The sequence below is a fragment of the Pseudomonas frederiksbergensis genome, assembly GCF_003732705.1.
GTDB classification, from domain to species: Bacteria; Pseudomonadota; Gammaproteobacteria; order Pseudomonadales; family Pseudomonadaceae; genus Aquipseudomonas; species Aquipseudomonas frederiksbergensis_F.
Genome location: NZ_MOBR01000027.1, coordinates 22,153 through 39,910, shown reverse-complemented (window position 1 = coordinate 39,910; position 17,758 = coordinate 22,153). Strand labels below are relative to the sequence as shown.

Genomic DNA, 17,758 nt, shown 5'->3' with positions numbered 1-17,758 from the left:
TGGACCCGATAAAGGGCCAGGCGCCATCTCCCCGGTCAATACAATACAGTGAAGATGCGCGTTATGACTCACAGGTCACGCTATTTTGCCGAATCAGCCCGACAAGGGTTATTCGACCAATGACCAGTCCAGCGCAGTTCCGCGCTTGATCGCCTGGCGAGCGCGACGGCCCAGCAGGGTTTCAGCATGTTTGGGCGCCAACCCCAGGCCCGGGCGGATAGCCCGTAGATTGGCGGCGGTAAAGGGTTCACCGGCGGCCATGTCCTGGGTGACATACAGCGAGCGCCGGTACACCAGCGACTTGCGCTCGGCCTCGGTCACGCCGTATTGCACCTGCCCCATGGCTTGCCAGGCACGCTCGGTTTCGATCACCAGGCTGGCCAGCTCCGCCGGTTCCAGGGAGAAACTGGCGTCCACCCCACCGGCAGCACGATCGAGGGTGAAGTGCTTTTCCACCACCGTAGCCCCGAGCGCCACCGCCGCGACGGAAACGCCAACGCCCATCGAGTGATCCGATAAACCGACTTCACACCCAAACAATTCCCGCAGATGCGGGATGGTCCGCACATTGCTGTTGGCCGGGGTCGCCGGGTAAGTGCTGGTGCACTTGAGCAGCACCAGGTTTTTGCAACCGGCCTCACGGGCGGCCCGCACGACTTCGTCGAGCTCGGCGATGCTGGCCATGCCGGTGGAGATGATCAGCGGCTTGCCGGTGGCCGCGACCCGACGAATCAGCGGCAAATCAGTGTTTTCGAAACTGGCGATCTTGTAGGCCGGTACGTCGAGGCTTTCGAGGAAGTCCACGGCCGTATCGTCGAACGGCGTCGAGAAGGCGAGCATGCCCAGCTCCTTGGCGCGGGCGAAAATCGGCGCATGCCATTCCCACGGCGTATGGGCTTTCTCGTACAACGCGTACAACGATGTCCCGGCCCAGAGACTGTTCGGGTCCTTGATGAAGAACTCGCCTTCGTCGATATCCAGGGTCATGGTTTCGGCGGTGTAGGTTTGCAGCTTCAACGCGTGGGCGCCGGCCTTGGCCGCGGCCTCGACGATTTGCAGCGCCACGTCCAGCGACTGGTTATGGTTGCCACTCATTTCGGCAATGATGAACGGCGGCGCTTCTGCACCGATCAAGCGCTCGCCAATCTTGAAGCTAGTCATTGCCGTGATCCTTTAAAACGCGGGTGAAAGCACAAGCACTTTGGGTGAAACCGGCTTCGCGAAAAAGATTCAACGACGGCTGATTAGCGGGCAGTACTTGAGCGGTGATGCTTTGCAGCTGCGGCCAGTGAGCGCGGACGAATGGTTCGCCACGCTCCAGCAGCGCCCTGCCCCAACCCAGCCCGAAGCGGCCTTCGAACAAATAAATCGAGACTTCGGCGCTCAACCCGTGCAGGTCATAGCGCAGCGCTCCGACCGGGCCATCCCCGGCCTCGGCGATCAACAGCAAGCGCTGCTCGTTGTCCAGACTCGCCGCCAGCCAGGCCTGATGCGACGGCCAATCGATGACACGGCTGTCCAGCGACCCGCGTCGCACCGCCTCGGCATTGCGCCCCTCGAACAGCAATCGAACATCGTCCAGGGTCGCCTCGCGCACCGGCAACATCGCACCGACCAGCGCCGCTGCCACCCGTTGCGCGCCACGGCCATCGACCAACTGCCGGGACTGCTCGGCCATGCTCTGGCGCAAGCCCTGATTGCCCGCGACAAAACCGATGGCCTGGCGCAGTTGCTCGATGCTGACCTGTTCACGCGCCCCCAGGAATACATGGGCGCCAGAAGTCGCCATGACCTCGCCGTTGGCCTGCTGGTTATTCGACACGGCAATGCAGAGAGTCGGCAGTCCCAGCGCCGCCCGCTCCCAACTGGTGCCGCCGCCGGCGCCGATAAACAGATCGGCTTCGGCCATCAAGCGATAAAAGTCACTGACAAAGCTGTGCAAACGCCAGTTCGGACGATCCGTCGCCAGTGCCTGCATCGCCTCCCAGGCTGGGTTGTCGGCACCGGCGACGAAGTCAACTTCCAGCTCATGGAAATCCGTCAGCGCCTGCATCGCGTGGTAGGTCTGCATCGCCACATCGAAGCCGCCGAAGTTCACCAGCACGCGCCTGGCCCGGGGTTTGATGGCAATCGCCGGGCAACAGAACTCATCGCGCAGCATGGCGAAGCGAGGCCCGAACAGGGTGCGGCAATCGGTGCCGATCAGCCCGGCATAGGCCTCGGCAGTACCGGACAGATTCTGGTTAAGCAGCAAATCAACGCTATACGTGCGCGTCGCCAGATCATCCACCGCCGCGATCCGTGGCGCCCAGCGCCGGGCCGCAGTCTGCCAGTGATGATCGAGGCCGTAGTGGTCGACGATGATCCAGTCGAACGCCGCCTGGTTTTTCAACAACAGGTCCAGCGCGGCAATGTCCGCCTGCCACGGCAGCATGGATTCGATGGCCTGCTGCGGGTCTTCATCGGGATAGCGGTCAGGTAGCGCGAAGGTTTCAAAGCCTTCGGCGGCCAGGCTGTCGAGGCGATGACCCGGCAACTCGCGACACGCGAAAGCGACATGCACCCCTTGTTTGCGCAAGGTCCTGGCCAAGGGCAACAAACGGGCGATGTGGCCGCTGCCGATGGTCGGCGAGGCGTCGGAACGAATCAGCACCCTCATTGCAGTTCGCCACCGGCCTTCAATGCGGCGTAGAGGTATTCGGCGCGTTTCCAGTCTTCGGCTGTGTCGATGTCTTGCACCAGGTAGCGGGGCAGGATCACCGGCAGGCTTTGGGTTGAATACAGCACATCGCCGCGCAACCAGGCACTGCTGCGGCCCCAGTAGAACTGCCCGGCGTCTTGAAAGGCTCGCGGCAAGTCCTGCGAGCGGGTCTGGCGGAACTCCGGGTACAGCGCGGTCAATGCGCCTTGATCGTCAAGGGTCAGGGCTCGTTGTACCGGGAAACCGATGTCGCACACCGAAAACGTAAATGATTTGTGTGGGTGCTGCTCCAGCAGCGCCAGGCCTTGCTGCAGAAACTGCATTTTCAGCAGGGGCGCCGTAGCGTACAGGCAACAGGCGTAATCAAAATCGCGGCCCTGTCGATGCAGTTCTTCCAGGGCATGGACGATGACCGCCGCCGTGCCGGTGTAATCATCCGCCAATGCCGCCGGGCGCATAAAGGGCACCTGTGCGCCATAGGCGCGGGCCACGTCGGCGATTTCTTCGTCGTCGGTGCTGACCACCACTTGGGCGAACAACTCCGATTCGAGCGCAATTTGAATCGAGCGGGCAATCATCGGCACACCGCCGAACAGCTTGAGGTTCTTGCTCGGGATACGTTTGCTGCCACCTCGGGCGGGGATGATTGCGACGTTGTTCAAGGGCGTTTTTCCAGAAGAAACCAGGTGATGTCGTCCACCGGGAATTGCGGATCGCGGTGGTAGCCGAATCCGTAATCCACCAGTTTCAGGTCATCATAACGATCGAGCATTTCACCGGCAAAATCACGTTTGAACAACTTGCCGCTGTTACCGCGATACGACACCTCGACCGGCACCCGGTTGTAGTACTCGGCGATCAGGATGTAACGCTGGCTCAACTCATACAATTGCGCATACGCCGCCGGCAACAGCTCAGGCGCCAGATGAATCAGCACGCCTTTGCTCAGGGTCAGGTCAAAGGTGCGTTCACGGGGAAAATCGAACAACGAACCGTGCCAGATGTGCGCGATGTCCAACGCCTGGGCCTGGGCATAGGCACTGGCGTTGATCTCCACGCCGAACAGTTCGCACTGGGGCAACAGTTGGTGCAGCGCCTGCAAATTGTTGCCGGCATTGGTGCCCAGTTCCACCAGGCTGTCAATCCGCCCGGCCCGAGTCAGCGCCTTGGCCAACAACGCCAGGTTGGCCGCCACCAACGGTTGCCCAACGTTGCGCTCGACATATTGATTACCGAAATCACCCTGCCAGAATTTTTCCTGCTCACTCAGTTCACGCATTACACACTCTCATCCGCCATTCGGGTCATTGCACAAATCCCTTGTGGGAGCGAGCCTGCTCGCGAAAACGGTGTTCCAGGCAACTTACATGTCGGCTGATACATCGCCTTCGCGAGCAGGCTCGCTCCCACAGGGGGGGGCGTGTCGTTTATTCGGTCAGCCGTCGCAGTTGCTCGACCACATAGTCCTGCTGTTCGTTGCTGAGCAGCGGAAACAGCGGCAGGCTGATGGCTTCGGCGTAATAACGTTCGGCCTGCGGGAAATCCCCTTCAGCGAAACCCAGGTCGCGGTAGTACGGCTGCAAATGCACGGGAATGTAATGCAGGTTCACCCCGATCCCGGCGGCACGCAGACCTTCGAACACTTGCCGGTGGCTGAGCTTGATACGGTCGAGCTGCAAACGCACCACGTAAAGATGCCAGGTTGACCCGGCCTCGGGCTGGGCGCTCGGCAGGGTCAGCGGCAAGAAACTCAGCAAGCGGTCGTAACGGGCCGCCAGTTCACGACGACGCTCGATAAAGTCATCGAGCTTGTTCATCTGTGACAACCCGAGGGCCGCTTGCAGGTCGGTGATCCGGTAATTGAAGCCCAACTCCACTTGCTGGTAATACCAGGGGCCGTGGCTGGGCTCGGTCATTTGCTCGCAGTCACGGGTCATGCCGTGGCTGCGCAGGCGCTGCAAGCGCTCGGCAAGATCCGGGCGATTGGTCAGGACCATGCCGCCTTCGGCACTGGTGATGATCTTCACCGGATGAAAGCTGAACACCGTCATCGCCGCGAATTCGCCACAGCCCACCGGACGCCCGGCATAAGACGCGCCGACCGCATGCGAGGCATCCTCAATCACCGTGAAGCCATAACGGTCGGCCAGTTCGGCGATCCTGCGCATGTCGCAGCTTTGGCCGGAGAACGCCACCGCTACCAGCACCTTGGGCAATGTCCCATCCCGCTCGGCCTGCTCAAGCTTCGACGCCAGGGCAACCGCATCGAGGTTCCAGGTCAGCGGATCGATGTCGACAAAATCCACGTCCGCGCCGCAGTAACGACCGCAGTTGGCCGAGGCCAAAAAGGTATTCGGCGTCGTCCACAAACGGTCCCCCGGACCGAGCCCCGCCGCCAGGCAGGCGATGTGCAACGCCGCCGTGGCATTGCAGACCGCCACGGCAAAATCGGCCTGGCAGCGCTCGGCCATGGCCTGTTCGAAACGCGCGATGGTCGGCCCTTGGGTCAGCCAGTCGGACTGCAACACCGCCACCACCGCATCGATGTCGGCCTGATCGAGACTCTGCCGACCGTAGGGGATCATGCCCGCGGTCAGGCAGACAGGCTTGCTGTCCGGCTGGGCGACAGGAGGCAGCACATGCAAAGTGCGTCGAACGCTCGCGGCATCCCTCACTGCGCGAGCTCGATGAGACCGGTGCCGCCGGAGATGAAAATCGATTTACCGTTGACCATGCCTTGAGTCCTTATGCCTGTCAGCCAGGTTTATGCGAGCAACTGCGCCCAGTTGATCGGCGCGCTTTCACCCAGGGCAAAACCCTTGCCGGTCAGCGCCAGATTGGCGTTGTAGGCCTGGTCCTGGGCAAACGCGGCGGACCATTTGTCACGCAGGGCGTCGAGTACCTGCTGCCCCTGTTGCACCACACCCGGATGAATGACCTGAACCAACGGCGTCCACACCGTGAGGTAACCGGCCTGGCCGGCCTTGAGGCACAGATCGACGTCGCTCAAGCCGTCGGCAAATGTCGCGTCGTCCAGACCGCCCAAGGCGTCGAACAGTTCTTTGCGCACCATCAGGCACGCCTTCGACACCGCCGAATAGTTCTGCTCCAGCACCAGGCGCTGCATATAGCTGTTGCTGGCGTCATAGCGCTCGCCGACAAACGCAGAGCCGACGCCGCCATTCATGCCCAGAATCAAACCGGCCTGTGTGACCTTGCCTTCGCGATCCACCAATTTGGCGCCGACGATCCCCACTTCAGGACGTTGGGCATGGTTGAGCAGCGACTCGATCCAGTTCGGATTGACCACCTCACCGTCGACCGCCAGCAGCAACAGGTATTCCCCTTTTGCTTCCTGACTCGCCGCGTTGTACAGCGCGACGTCGCTCAATGGATGATCAGCGCACAGCACGCGCACCTTGGCATGCTGGTAAGCACCGAGCCAGTCATTGACCTCGGCCGACTGGTTCGGGTTGACCGCGATCAGCACTTCGTAGCGGGTGTAGCGGGTGCGCAGCAGCACGCCTTGCAGGCACTGTTGCAGCAGCGCCAGGTCGTCCCCGGCCGGAATGATGACCGACACCAGCGGACGTTCAGTATGGCGGTAATCGATCTGGTAGATGCCCGGCGTCGCCGAGGTGATTTTGGCCTTGTAGCCACGGTTGCCCAGGTGACGCAACAACGCCAGGCGCTCGTGGGCATTTTCTTCCAGCACCGGTACCCGGGCGATCAGTAGCGGCTCGTCGAGGTGAGCCAAGCCGTTCAGGCCACCTTCCTCGATGATGCGCAGCAACAGGTCGAATTCCAGGGCCTTGCTGAAATCAGGCTGGTAGCCACCGACTTCGATCAAGACATCGCGACGAATCAGCCAGTGCCGCGCCATCAGGGCCGGCACGCTTTGCAGCAGGTCAAGGTTGAAGCCCGGACGGAATACATCCACCAGCGCGCCGTTTTCGGTCCGCTGGATTTCATCGGTGGCCACAGCGCGCACGTCGGCGACGCCTGTCAGCTCCAGGCTGGCGCGCAACAAACCAGCGGTGGTGAACTCATCGCCGGCCTCGGCCAGCAGCAGCCAGTCGCACGGCGACTGACGGGCGCTCAGGTTCAGCTTGTCGACAAAGTTGCTCTGGGTGACCCGGACAAAGTGCAGGGTGTTTTGCGCGGTGGTCGCCGCCGGAGCTTCGCCGGTGGTGAACACTACGACCTTGAACGCCTTGCTGTGGCCTTCGAGCAAGCTGTCGAGGGTGACCTGCAATTTGTCGACGTTGTTGTCCAGGTCCAGCAGGAAGATGCCGAATTGCGGACCGCCGTCATTGGCCGCCAGGTGCCGGGCAATCGACTCTACATGTTCGGCGTCAGGCTGACGGGGTGCCAGCCACTTGAGCAAGCGACCCGAGAGCATCTTGTCGAACGTCGGGCGATGATCGTCGGCCGACACCACTTCAATACGCTCGATCCAGTCACGCATCGATTGCGCGTCTTCGTCTTCGCCCAGCAGTTCCAGTTGCGCGGCCAGGCGCTTGTTCACCGTACGGTTGAACGCGTTGGCGTCATAGGCTTGCCACAAACGGTCGACTACGCTTTCCGGTGTGTCGTTGTTGCGCGGGGCCAGCAGGTGTTCCTGGCGAGCCCATATGCCCTCCAGCTCTTCGAGCTGCATACGACCGGCCGGCAGCGCGTGGAGCAGGAATTCGAATCCGGTCAACTGATCGAAAAAGGCCTGGTTGTAGAACGGCATCTCGACGTACTGCTGTGGCCCGAAGCGACGCTTGGGCTCCTTCAGGTCATTGTTCCAGATGGAGCCGAAAATCAGCTCCGCCGTCAGGGCCCGGCCGGTTTGCAGACTGTCGATCATGGCATCGAAACTTTCCATGACGAACGCTTTGCCCTGCACTGGATCAAGGTCCTTGATCCCGGTTGGCAACGTGACGAGGAATCCGGCAAACGCCTCACGTTCAGCCACCGACTTGCTGTCGGAGTAGGTCAGCGAGTGATACACCTCGGTGTTGTGCTCGGAGTTGCCATAGTTGATCTCACGCACCACGTAGGCCGTCGGCAGGATTCGCGCCTTGGCGCAGGCCAGCATGTAGTAAACGTGGCCGATTTCCTGCCATTGGAAACTGGTGCCCGGCGGCAACAGCGCGTACCAGGATTTCATCAGCGAGGTGCGAGTCACCGCGTAGAACGGCGGCAAGTACTGGCGCATGTATTCGACCACGCGATCCTGGGGCCGCTCGGACGAGTAGTCCTCGCACACCTTCTTGTCGCGACGGTAGTAGCTCACGCTGCCGGCGAGGGTCAGGTACATCAGGCAATAGCCGTGGCACATCCCGTAGTCGCCGTTGGCTTCCAGGAAGTCCACCGACTCGGCCAGCGCCTCATGCACGATGAAGTCATCGTCGGCGGCCAGCACCATGTACGGGGTGGTCACTTGCTCTACGCCATAGGCGATCTTGGCCTGAAAACCACTGTAGGCAAACTGCGGCACGTGCTGGTATTCGACGTCGGGAAGCTCGCCCTGGAAATGCTCGGTGGCGGAATCGAGCACCAGCACTTTGCAAGGCAAGTCGCCGTAATACTTCATCGCCCTGCGCAAAAAAGCCGGACGGTTGTGGGAAATCAACACCACCGTCAGCAGCTCATTCAACGGCAACATGTGCTCAGAAACCGACTTACCTTGCATAACCTCTCCCACGACCGGCGAAACGCCTGGTTAACGCTTAATGATGTGCCGAAATTAACGAACGCGACGCAGGTAGCCGTCCGGTGCAACGGTGAGCAGCAGCTTGTTTTGCATCTGCTGGTCGATCTCGAAATCCGTGTTCTCTTCGAGGTATTTCCACACGGCGGTTTTCGGGTTATCGCCCGGGCCCCATGGACGGTCCGGGAAGAAGTCGGCCGGCATGTCTTCCACCACGGTGTCCATCACCACGCAGTAGCTGTCGACGGAAACCAGTGGTGCGTAGAGGCGCAGCTCTTCCAGCACGTGATCGTGGGTGTGGTTGGAATCGAGCACCAGGATGACTTTCTTGCCCTCGGCCGCCGCGCGGACCTGAGCGGCGATCGCCGGGTCGATGCTCGAACCTTCGATCATCTTGATGCGCTTGCTCATCGGGTGGCTTTCGATGGCTTCGCGGTTGTGCGGGCGGATGTCCAGGTCGATACCCAAAACTTCGCCATGGCCTTGCAGCTCCAGCAGGGACGCGTAGTAGATGATCGAGCCGCCGTGGGCGATGCCGCATTCAATCACCAGGTCCGGTTTGACGTTCCAGATGATTTCTTGCATCGCCATCATGTCTTGCGGCAACTGGATGATCGGACGGCCCATCCACGAGAAGTGGTAGCTGTACTTGTGCTTGGCCGATTCGTTGAAGAAATCCCGGGCCAGGCCGGTCAGTTTCTGGTCATCGCCCTGACGTGCGATTTCTGCCTGGCACTCGGCTTCGAAGGCTTTATTGATGGTGTTGTCGGTCATTTTATAAGTCTCAATAGTCACTGGAACGAAGCGCTGTCTACGGCGTGATAGACGTAGCGTCCACCGGTCATCCGCTTGATTTCTTCGAGGTAGTTGGAGTTCATCACAAACAGGTTGGCGCCTTCGGGCAACGCGTCCATGGCCTCTTGGGGCGAAGACACCCGCACACCGCTCAGGGGCAGATAACGGCCCTGTTTGGCCGGGTTGATATCCACCACGCGATCCACCGCCACCCCGGCCCGTTGCAGGAACAGCGAATAAATCACGCCTTTGGACGACGCGCCCCAGATCGCCGAACCTTGTTGCGCATTGGCCTGGATGATTTGCACCGCACGCTCAAGGCTGCGGGTGAAGTTGTCGGGCAGGTCCAGGCGCGGTACCGGTTGTTCCGGGGCCAGGCGCAAAGTCGACAGGTCGGCGACGATGTACAGGTATTGGCCACCGAACAGGTGACCGGCCTCGTGCACAGTGCCGAACATCCGGCGCAGGTCATCGAGGCGGAAATAGTTGACGTGTTCGTAGAACAGGTCGAACCAGGCGCGGTGCTCCAGAATCCAGTCGAAGCACGGCACTTCGATGTAGATCTGCCCGCCCTGATTGGCCTCGGCCATTTGCGCGAGGAAGTTCACCGGGTCCTGAATGTGTTCCAGCACATGGCGCAGCACGATAGCGTCTGCCGCCAGACCGAGGCCGCGAGTGAACGGCGCCTTGATCACGTCGGCATTCGTGCCTTCGTAGGCCGGGTCGATGCCGGTGATGGCATAGCCGAGGCCTTTCAGGAGTTCCAGGAAGTAACCTTTACCGCAGCCGACTTCGATCAGTTCCTGGCCCTTGAAGTGACGGGCAATGATCCCTTCCACGTCGCTCAGGTGCTGCTGGAACTGGCCGGAATGGGCCTGTTCGTTCTGGTAGTCGGCGTCGTAGCTGAGCTTGTCGGCATCGAAGGCGTCGTTGTAGATCAACCCGCTCTGTTCGTCCTGCACCAAAACCATGTCGGCGCTAGCAGAGGCCCGAGCCGACTCCGGGTCGGCGAAGGTGCGATTCTGCAACACCGGCAGGTCAGCGACCCGATACAACTCATGCTTCATGATTGCCTCCCAACAGCTGTTGCAAACGGTCCGCCACGCCCCAGAACGCCATCGGTTCGTGGGTCGGGTATGGATAGTGGCCGAGGTTTAAACCGATGGACGCGCCGCGTTCGCGCAATCGCTGTTCCACCAATGTCCTGACCGATATCGGCTGGCCGCTGGAACAATTGACCAGCCCGTTGAAATCCCGCTGTTGCAGGATCGCCGCCAGGTAACCGGCAGCGACGTCGATGGCCAGGTAATCGCGCAATTGTTCACCGGCCGACATATTGAACGTGTTGTCCCCGGCATCGATCGCCCGGTCCAGCGCCGCCAGCAAACTGCTGGGGTTCTGGCCTTCGCCGTGCAGATAGAACAGCCGCGCCCACTGCAAGGTGAACGGCTGAACCCGCTGCAAATTTTCCAGAAACAGGCGCAGGGTATTCTTGGCCAAGCCGTAAGGATTGCTCGGCTGCGGCGCGGTCTGCTCGGTGAGCGGTCCGCTCTGCATCCCGTATTCGAAACAGGTGCCAGTGACCAGCACTTGCGCCACGCCGGCCTCGACCGCACTTTTGATGAACCGATAGTCGGCCATCAAGTTGTGCTCGAAATGGAACAGCGCCTGATAGTTCGGCAAACCGGGCCAGGCCAGATGCGCCAGGGCATCGACGCCCTCGATCAGCGCGCCAATGTCCAGATCGGCAGCGTGAATATCCGCTGCGATGAATTCCACGTCATTGATCCACGGCAAACCCGCAGCGGTCTCGGCATTGCGCGCCACCGCGCGGACGTCGCAGCCACAGGCGAGCAACGCCGCGACCAGATGCCGGCCGACGAACCCGGTAGCGCCGGTGACCAGCACCTTCACAGGACGGTCAACTCGGGCACGGCGATCACGAAACGGCCATCCCACTCACGCACTTGAGCCAGTTGCTGACTGACTTCATGCAGCAGGTTCCAGGGCAGGACCAGCACGTAATCGGGTTTTTCGAGGTCGATCTGCGCCGGCGAGACAATCGGAATACGGCTGCCCGGCAGGTACTTGCCCTGCTTGTGCGGGTTGGCATCGGCGACCCAGGCCAGCAGATCCGGTTTGACCCCGGCATAGTTGAGCAACGTGTTGCCCTTGGCTGCCGCGCCGTAACCGACCACGCGCTTGCCGTCGGCCTTGGCCTGCAACAGGAAGCGCAGCAGTTCGTGCTTGATGCGTTCGGCGGCCGGCGCCAGGGTCGCGTAGTACGCGGGGGTTTTCACGCCCGCCGTCAGTTCGGCTTGCAACTGTTGCTGCACCGCCGGTTGCACGTCACGGCGTTCGCCATCGAGGCGCTGCACGAAGACCCGCAGCGAACCGCCATGGGTCGACAACTGGCTGACGTCGAACACTTCCAGGCCATTGCGCGCGCACAGGGTTTGCACGGCGGTCAGGGACAGGTAGGAATAGTGCTCGTGATACAACGTGTCGAACTGCTGGCCGGCCATCAGCGTCAGCAGTTGCGGAAACTCGAACGTCGCCACGCCCGTCGGTTTGAGCAGGGTCGCAAAACCGCCGAGAAAATCATTGATGTCCGGGACGTGGGCCAGCACGTTATTGGCGGCCATCAGGTCGGCGGACCAGCCATTAGCGACCAGTTGCGACGCGGTGTCGCGACCGAAGAACAGCTCACGAATCTCCAGGCCTTTGTCCCGCGCTGCTTGCGCGGTGCTGCGGGTCGGCTCGACGCCCAGGCATGGGATGCCGCGCCCGGCGACGTACTGCAACAGGTAACCGTCATTGGCGGCGATTTCCACCACGCGGCTGTCGGCGCTCAAACCAAAGCGCTCGACCATCTCGGCCACATAGCGCTCGGCATGGGCCAGCCAGGTGCTGGAGAACGAACTGAAATACGCATACTCGGCGTCGAACAGGCTGTCGGCGCTAGTGTAATCCTCGGTCTGCACCAGCCAGCACTGCTGACACACCGCCACTTTCAACGGCACCCACTGCTCGGCCTGCTCGAGTTGATCGGCGCGCACATAGGCGTTGGATGGCGGCGAAGTGCCGAGGTCGATCAGCGGCAAGGCCAGCGGCGCAGCGCAACCACGGCAGTTCATAGACGCACTCCGGCGAAGTGTTCATCGAGCACGGGATGGCTGGCGTCCCGGGCTGACAGATTATTGACAGGCAACGGCCAGGCGATCGCCAGCCGTGGATCGTTCACCGACACACCGCCCTCGTGGGCCGGCGCGTAGTCGGCACTGTGCAGGTACAGCAACTCGGCGTCATCGGTGAGGGTCTGGAAACCGTGGGCGAACCCGGCCGGGATCAACAGGCTGCGCCCGTCACCGGCGCGCAGGTGTTCGGCGTGCCAGTGCAGGAAGGTCTCGGAGTCGGGGCGCAGATCCACCGCCACGTCCCAGACTTCACCGCGCAGGCAGGTGATCAATTTGGCTTCCGGCGCGTTGGCATTCTGGTAATGCAAGCCGCGCACACTGCCCCGCGCGCGGGTGCAGGAATGGTTGATCTGGCGGATATGAAACGCCTGGCCGAAAGCGCTCAGGCTGCCTTCACAAAACAGCCGTGCGAAGTGCCCGCGATCGTCTTCGAAACGTTTGTGCTGCACGCTGAACAAGCCGCCCAGCGGCAACGCTTTCACTAGAAATTCGCTCACAGCGCGCCTCGGTACAGGTTCAATTGACCCAGGGTAATGGCGCGCATGTCGTCGCCGTTTTGCCACGCCAGGTGCCAGTCGAGGGTCTGGGTCAGGCACTGTTGCAACGACCAGCGCGGCTGCCAGCCGAGCAATTGACGGGCGCGGCTGCTGTCCAGACGCAACAGGCCAGCCTCATGCAAATCACTCGGTTCGATGCGCAGGCCACGGGCTTGCGGCCAGCGACTGGCGAGCAGTTCGACCACTTCACCGACGCTGCACATGTCCGCTTCGCTCGGACCGAAGTTCCACGCACCGGCGTATTCCGGGCCTTGCTCGTAGAGGCCGGCGGCCAGTTGCAGGTAACCAGCCAATGGCTCCAGCGCGTGCTGCCAGGGGCGCACGGCTTGCGGGTAGCGCAAGGTGACGGGCTCGTCCGCCGACCAGGCCTTGAGCACGTCAGGGATCAAACGCTCCGGGGCAAAATCGCCGCCGCCCAGCACGTTACCGGCGCGGGCCGTGGCCAGGGCCAGACCGTGCTCGGCATGCTTGTCCGCCGGGAAGAACGACGCAGCGTAGGACTGCGCCAGCAATTCGCAGCAAGCCTTGCTGCTGCTGTAAGGATCGTGGCCGCCGAGGGCTTCGTCCTCGCGGTATGGCCACAGCCATTCCTTGTTGGCGTAGACCTTGTCGGTGGTCACGAGTACGCAGGCACGCACACCGCCCACCTGACGAATCGCTTCGAGCAGGTTGAGGGTGCCCATGACGTTGCTGGAGTAAGTGCCCAACGGATCGCGATAGCCTTCACGCACCAATGGCTGGGCCGCCAGGTGCAGGACGATTTCCGGTTGAGTCTCGGCGATCAGCTCCAGCAGCGCACCGAGGTCACGCAAGTCGCCGCGCTGATCGTTGATGCCTTCGTGCACCCGCGCCAGTTCAAACAGGCTCGGGTCGGTGGACGGATCCAGGGCAAACCCACTGACTTCGGCCCCCAGGCTTTGCAGCCACAGCGTCAACCAACTGCCTTTGAAACCGGTATGGCCAGTCAGCAGAACCCGCTTGCCGCGCCAGAATTCCGGACTCAGTCCCATTGTTTCCATGGGGCCTCCCCGCTCAGCCACAACGCTTCGAGGTGATTTTTGTCGCGCAGAGTGTCCATCGGGTGCCAGAAGCCGTCGTGCTGGAAGGCCTGCAATTGCTCTTCGCTGGCCAATGCTGCGAGGGGCTCGGCTTCCCAGGAAGTCTGATCATCGGCGATGTAGGGCAAGACTTTCGGCGACAGGACAAAGAAGCCGCCATTAATCCAGCCGCCGTCACCGCGCGGCTTCTCAATGAAACCTTTGACGCTGTCCCCGTCGCGCTCCAGGGCGCCATAACGGCCCGGCGGTTGCACGGCGGTGACGGTGGCGAGTTTGCCGTGGGCCAAGTGAAAGTCCACCAGCGCACCGATGTTGAGGTCCGAAACGCCATCGCCGTAGGTGAAGCAAAAAGCCTGTTCGCCTTCCAGATAACGCGCGGCGCGGCGCAAACGGCCGCCGGTCATGGTGTCTTCCCCGGTGTCGATCAGGGTCACGCGCCACGGTTCGCTGTAGTTCTGGTGAACGTCCATGCGGTTGTTGCACATGTCGAAAGTGACGTCGGAGGTGTGCAGGAAGTAGTTGGCGAAGAAGTCCTTGATCGCGTAGCCCTTGTAGCCAAGGCAAATCACGAAATCGTGGATTCCGTGCGCGGAGTACTGCTTCATGATGTGCCAGAGAATTGGCTTGCCGCCGATCTCGATCATCGGCTTGGGCTTGAGGTGCGACTCTTCGCTGATTCGCGTGCCCAGGCCACCCGCCAAAATAACTGCCTTCATCCTCTTCCCCTCTTGTTCGTCACAGGGCCCGGCCAAGCTGTATCGAGCTTTTGCCGGCCTTCTGGATAAAACGCTCAACGCCGCTGTGTGCACTGCCCGCCGAGGCGCGAGTGCTCGTTTTATGGCGATATGAAGGGGGACTTGCAGGAAACGCGCCAGCTCTGTGAGCCCGGAAGGCGCCGAAGGGAGAGAACCTGTGGGAGCGAGCCTGCTCGCGAAGGCAATCGGTCATTCGACATTGATATCGACTGACCTACCGCTTTCGCGAGCAGGCTCACTCCCACAGGGGATGGTACTTAATCGAAGATCATGGGATTAGCCGAACATGGCAAACCCATCCGCGCCGGTCGGCAGGTTGAAAGCCTGACCGTCAGCGGTCTGGATGTGTTCGATGGTGGCGAAACCGGCGAACCAATCCTGGAGCTTCACGCCGTTATCCGGAATCGCTCCCGACGCAGGGTTGACGTTGCTGAGGTAGAGATCATCGCCAACCCGCATGACGCTCAGGTCGGCAGCGGTGGCGACGTTGTTCAGGATCAGCGTGTCATTGCCGAACATGTCATGGCCGTCATCACGGATCGTCACCAGGTCGCTGGTGTTGACGATGTAGGTGTCGTCATTATCCCCGCCATTGGCAAAGCCGCTGGCGTTCATGATCAACTGATCGAAGCCAATATCGCCCAGCAACACGTAGCTGTCAGCGGTGCCGGTCAACACATCATCGTCTCCACCACCGTCGGCAGTGCCGTGGGCCACGGTGATGTGGTCATTACCACCGTCGCCATAGGCAACGCTGCCCCGATCGTTTACAGCGGTGACAATGATGTCGTCGCCTGCGCCGCCATACAGCATGTCGGCCTGGGCAACATTGCCCGTATCGATCTCGTTCGAAGACCCGTTTACCGGCCCCAAACCACCATAAAGGTGATCGGCGGCCCAGCCACCCTGGATGACGTCATCGCCCAGACCGCCTTCAAAGTAATTACTTGCCAGGCTGTTACCTGTCAGCGTGTCGTTGAAGTGACTGCCACGCAGGATCTCAATATCCCAATAATGGTCACCTTCGGCGATACCGGAATTCTGCCGCGCCTGCAGATCAATGCTGACCCCCGCCTCGCTGTCGGCATAGCTGACGGTATCCACGCCTTCGCCACCAATGAAAAGGTCCGGGCCTCCGCCGCCAAACAGCAGGTCGTTACCCGCGCCGCCCGTGAGGGTGTTCTCCAGGTCATTGCCAAAACCGGTGAAGTCGCCGGTGCCGGTGTAGGTCATCTTTTCGATGAACGAGTCCAAGTGCGTCACTGCGAGGCTCGTGCGTACTTCATCGTAACCACCGAGGAAATCCTCTTCGATGATTTTCACGCCCTCGGCGTTGATGTTGTAGATGTCGTTGCCCCGGCCACCTTCGAACGTCACGCCGCCGATGGAGCTGGTGAAAGTGTCGGCGTCGAACGAACCAATGACTTTTTCCACATTGGCCAGGGTGTCGCCTTCAGTTCCGTTGCCAACCCCGGGCATGCCGACACCTTCGCGAATATCGATGTTCACCGCGCCATTGGACCAGGAGTAATCCACGGTATCGAAACCGGCCCCGCCATCGAAGCCGATCGGCAAGTCATTGGCTCGGAAAAAGTCATCGAAGTTCGAACCCAGGATCAGCTCGATACCGGCGTAGGTATCACCCACCGCCACGCCAGTGTTCAGTTGCCCGGAGATCAGATCAACCGTTACACCCTCGGTGCTGTCGGCGTAGCTCGCAGTGTCCAGGCCGGCGCCGCCGATCAAGTGGTCCGCGCCCTCCCCGCCCACCAGCACATCGTTACCGGTGCCGCCGATGATGGTGTTGTCGCCGGCATTGCCGTAACCGGTGAACGAGCCCTTCCCGGTGTAGGTCAGCGACTCAATATTGGCGTCCAAGGTGTAAGAGGTCAGTCCGGTACGGATCTCATCGATGCCTGACCCGAAGCCCTGCTCGGAAATCGTGACGCCAGGCGTGTTGACCACGTAGGTGTCGCCCCAGATGGTGCCTACGATGTGCTCGATGTTTTTCAGCGTAACGCCTTCGGCATCACCGCCAATCCCGGGCTTGCTCGTGCCATTGCGGATGTCGAGGGTGACCCCCGCTTCCGACATCGAGTAGTCCACCGTGTCAAAACCACCGGCACCGTCCAGGGCCTTGAAATTTCCAACGTTCATAAACACGTCGTCGTGGTTCGAGCCACGGATCGCTTCGATTTCGGTGAAGGTGTCGCCGACGGCAATGCCGGAGGTGTTGGAGCCGTACTTCAGATCGAAAGTCAGGCCCTCGGTGCTGTCGGTGTAGCTCGCGGTGTCCCACCCTGCGCCGCCGATCAAGTGGTCAGCCCCGCCGCCACCCAGCAGCACATCGTTGCCGGCACCGCCGGTGATCACGTTATCGCTGGCATTGCCGTAACCGGTGAATTTGCCGGTGCCGGTGTAGGTCAGGCGTTCGATGTTGGCATCCAGTGTGTAGTGGCTCTGGTTGGTCAGGACCTGATCGTCGTAACCACCCGCCCAACCGCTCTCTTCAATGATGTTCGTGCCGCCGGCATTGACGATGTAGGTGTCGTTGCCGCGCCCGCCTTCGAGGGTTCGGCCGGCTAGCGTCGTGGTGAAGGTGTCATCGAATTCACTGCCAATGACCTTCTCGATATTCCTCAGCGTGTCGCCTTCGGCATCGCCGCCGGTCCCGGGCTGGCTGACGCCGCTGCGCAGGTCGATGCTGATCCCGGCGGAGGACCAGGAATAATCCGCCGTATCAAATCCGGCGCCACCGTCGAGCGTGTCCGCACCAGCGCCGCCAATCAGGACGTCATCGCCGCGCCGTCCATTGATCACGTCATCCTCATTCGTACCGATCAGCGTATCCGTGCCGTTTGTTCCGTTAATAACTGCCATGTCTTCTTCCTTGCCGTGGTGTGAAAAAACCAAATCCTTGGGCAACTATCGGCCACTGGAACCGGATGCTTGAATGTCGGGCAAAAAAAAGGCGACTCAACGTCGCCTGTTTTT

The 17,758-nt window shown here is 61.2% G+C and carries 14 protein-coding genes; all 14 read right to left on the bottom strand.

Going from position 1 to position 17,758, the window contains the following annotated elements; translation table 11 throughout:
• Positions 1–108 precede the first annotated feature (108 nt).
• The 14 genes from pseI to BK667_RS23860 all read right to left on the bottom strand — a co-directional run bounded on the left by pseI (position 109) and on the right by BK667_RS23860 (position 17,644).
• Complete coding sequence (gene pseI / locus BK667_RS23925; RefSeq protein ID WP_123599114.1) at positions 109–1,161, bottom strand: pseudaminic acid synthase; 1,053 nt, start codon at positions 1,159–1,161, stop codon at positions 109–111.
• A complete protein-coding gene (gene pseG, locus BK667_RS23920; protein WP_123599113.1) occupies positions 1,154–2,659 on the bottom strand; it encodes a UDP-2,4-diacetamido-2,4,6-trideoxy-beta-L-altropyranose hydrolase in 1,506 nt (501 codons plus the stop codon). Before pseG ends, pseI begins: the two co-directional genes overlap by 8 nt.
• On the bottom strand, positions 2,656–3,363 hold the full coding sequence (pseF, locus tag BK667_RS23915; RefSeq protein ID WP_123509123.1) for a pseudaminic acid cytidylyltransferase: 708 nt from the start codon (positions 3,361–3,363) through the stop codon (positions 2,656–2,658). The genes pseG and pseF overlap by 4 nt, the downstream gene beginning before the upstream one ends.
• Entirely contained in the window at positions 3,360–3,980 is a 621-nt protein-coding gene (locus BK667_RS23910; RefSeq protein WP_123599112.1) for a pseudaminic acid biosynthesis-associated methylase, read from the bottom strand. The genes pseF and BK667_RS23910 overlap by 4 nt, the downstream gene beginning before the upstream one ends.
• Positions 3,981–4,128: 148 nt before the next feature.
• Positions 4,129–5,286 carry a UDP-4-amino-4,6-dideoxy-N-acetyl-beta-L-altrosamine transaminase gene (gene pseC / locus BK667_RS23905; protein WP_123509161.1) on the bottom strand — a complete coding sequence of 386 codons (1,158 nt, stop codon included), beginning with the start codon at positions 5,284–5,286 and terminating at the stop codon, positions 4,129–4,131.
• 179 nt (positions 5,287–5,465) lie between these two features.
• Positions 5,466–8,384: a glycosyltransferase family 2 protein gene (locus BK667_RS23900; protein WP_123599111.1), complete on the bottom strand. Its 2,919-nt coding sequence runs from the start codon at positions 8,382–8,384 to the stop codon at positions 5,466–5,468.
• A gap of 54 nt (positions 8,385–8,438) precedes the next feature.
• Positions 8,439–9,176 (bottom strand): cephalosporin hydroxylase family protein, encoded by a 738-nt coding sequence (locus BK667_RS23895; protein WP_123599110.1) that lies wholly within the window; start codon positions 9,174–9,176, stop codon positions 8,439–8,441.
• Between the two features lie 17 nt (positions 9,177–9,193).
• Positions 9,194–10,264 (bottom strand): class I SAM-dependent methyltransferase, encoded by a 1,071-nt coding sequence (locus BK667_RS23890; RefSeq protein ID WP_123599109.1) that lies wholly within the window; start codon positions 10,262–10,264, stop codon positions 9,194–9,196.
• Complete coding sequence (locus tag BK667_RS23885; RefSeq protein WP_123599108.1) at positions 10,254–11,111, bottom strand: NAD-dependent epimerase/dehydratase family protein; 858 nt, start codon at positions 11,109–11,111, stop codon at positions 10,254–10,256. The genes BK667_RS23890 and BK667_RS23885 overlap by 11 nt, the downstream gene beginning before the upstream one ends.
• Positions 11,108–12,334 (bottom strand): class I SAM-dependent methyltransferase, encoded by a 1,227-nt coding sequence (locus BK667_RS23880; protein ID WP_123599107.1) that lies wholly within the window; start codon positions 12,332–12,334, stop codon positions 11,108–11,110. Before BK667_RS23880 ends, BK667_RS23885 begins: the two co-directional genes overlap by 4 nt.
• Positions 12,331–12,891 (bottom strand): dTDP-4-dehydrorhamnose 3,5-epimerase family protein, encoded by a 561-nt coding sequence (locus BK667_RS23875; RefSeq protein WP_123599106.1) that lies wholly within the window; start codon positions 12,889–12,891, stop codon positions 12,331–12,333. Before BK667_RS23875 ends, BK667_RS23880 begins: the two co-directional genes overlap by 4 nt.
• On the bottom strand, positions 12,888–13,970 hold the full coding sequence (rfbG, locus tag BK667_RS23870; protein WP_123599105.1) for a CDP-glucose 4,6-dehydratase: 1,083 nt from the start codon (positions 13,968–13,970) through the stop codon (positions 12,888–12,890). Before rfbG ends, BK667_RS23875 begins: the two co-directional genes overlap by 4 nt.
• On the bottom strand, positions 13,952–14,725 hold the full coding sequence (gene rfbF / locus BK667_RS23865) for a glucose-1-phosphate cytidylyltransferase (protein ID WP_054049272.1): 774 nt from the start codon (positions 14,723–14,725) through the stop codon (positions 13,952–13,954). The genes rfbG and rfbF overlap by 19 nt, the downstream gene beginning before the upstream one ends.
• 315 nt (positions 14,726–15,040) lie before the next feature.
• Complete coding sequence (locus tag BK667_RS23860) at positions 15,041–17,644, bottom strand: beta strand repeat-containing protein (protein WP_123599104.1); 2,604 nt, start codon at positions 17,642–17,644, stop codon at positions 15,041–15,043.
• Positions 17,645–17,758: the final 114 nt, after the last annotated feature.

Bases quoted from the DNA above. Each gene is read 5' to 3' on its own strand.
- pseI (WP_123599114.1), bottom strand. From the start codon at position 1,161: ATGACTAGCTTCAAGATTGGCGAGCGCTTGATCGGTGCAGAAGCGCCG.
- pseG (WP_123599113.1), bottom strand. From the start codon at position 2,659: ATGAGGGTGCTGATTCGTTCCGACGCCTCGCCGACCATCGGCAGCGGC.
- BK667_RS23910 (WP_123599112.1), bottom strand. From the start codon at position 3,980: ATGCGTGAACTGAGTGAGCAGGAAAAATTCTGGCAGGGTGATTTCGGT.
- pseC (WP_123509161.1), bottom strand. From the start codon at position 5,286: ATGATCCCCTACGGTCGGCAGAGTCTCGATCAGGCCGACATCGATGCG.
- BK667_RS23900 (WP_123599111.1), bottom strand. From the start codon at position 8,384: ATGCAAGGTAAGTCGGTTTCTGAGCACATGTTGCCGTTGAATGAGCTG.
- BK667_RS23895 (WP_123599110.1), bottom strand. From the start codon at position 9,176: ATGACCGACAACACCATCAATAAAGCCTTCGAAGCCGAGTGCCAGGCA.
- BK667_RS23890 (WP_123599109.1), bottom strand. From the start codon at position 10,264: ATGAAGCATGAGTTGTATCGGGTCGCTGACCTGCCGGTGTTGCAGAAT.
- BK667_RS23880 (WP_123599107.1), bottom strand. From the start codon at position 12,334: ATGAACTGCCGTGGTTGCGCTGCGCCGCTGGCCTTGCCGCTGATCGAC.
- rfbG (WP_123599105.1), bottom strand. From the start codon at position 13,970: ATGGAAACAATGGGACTGAGTCCGGAATTCTGGCGCGGCAAGCGGGTT.
- rfbF (WP_054049272.1), bottom strand. From the start codon at position 14,725: ATGAAGGCAGTTATTTTGGCGGGTGGCCTGGGCACGCGAATCAGCGAA.
- BK667_RS23860 (WP_123599104.1), bottom strand. From the start codon at position 17,644: ATGGCAGTTATTAACGGAACAAACGGCACGGATACGCTGATCGGTACG.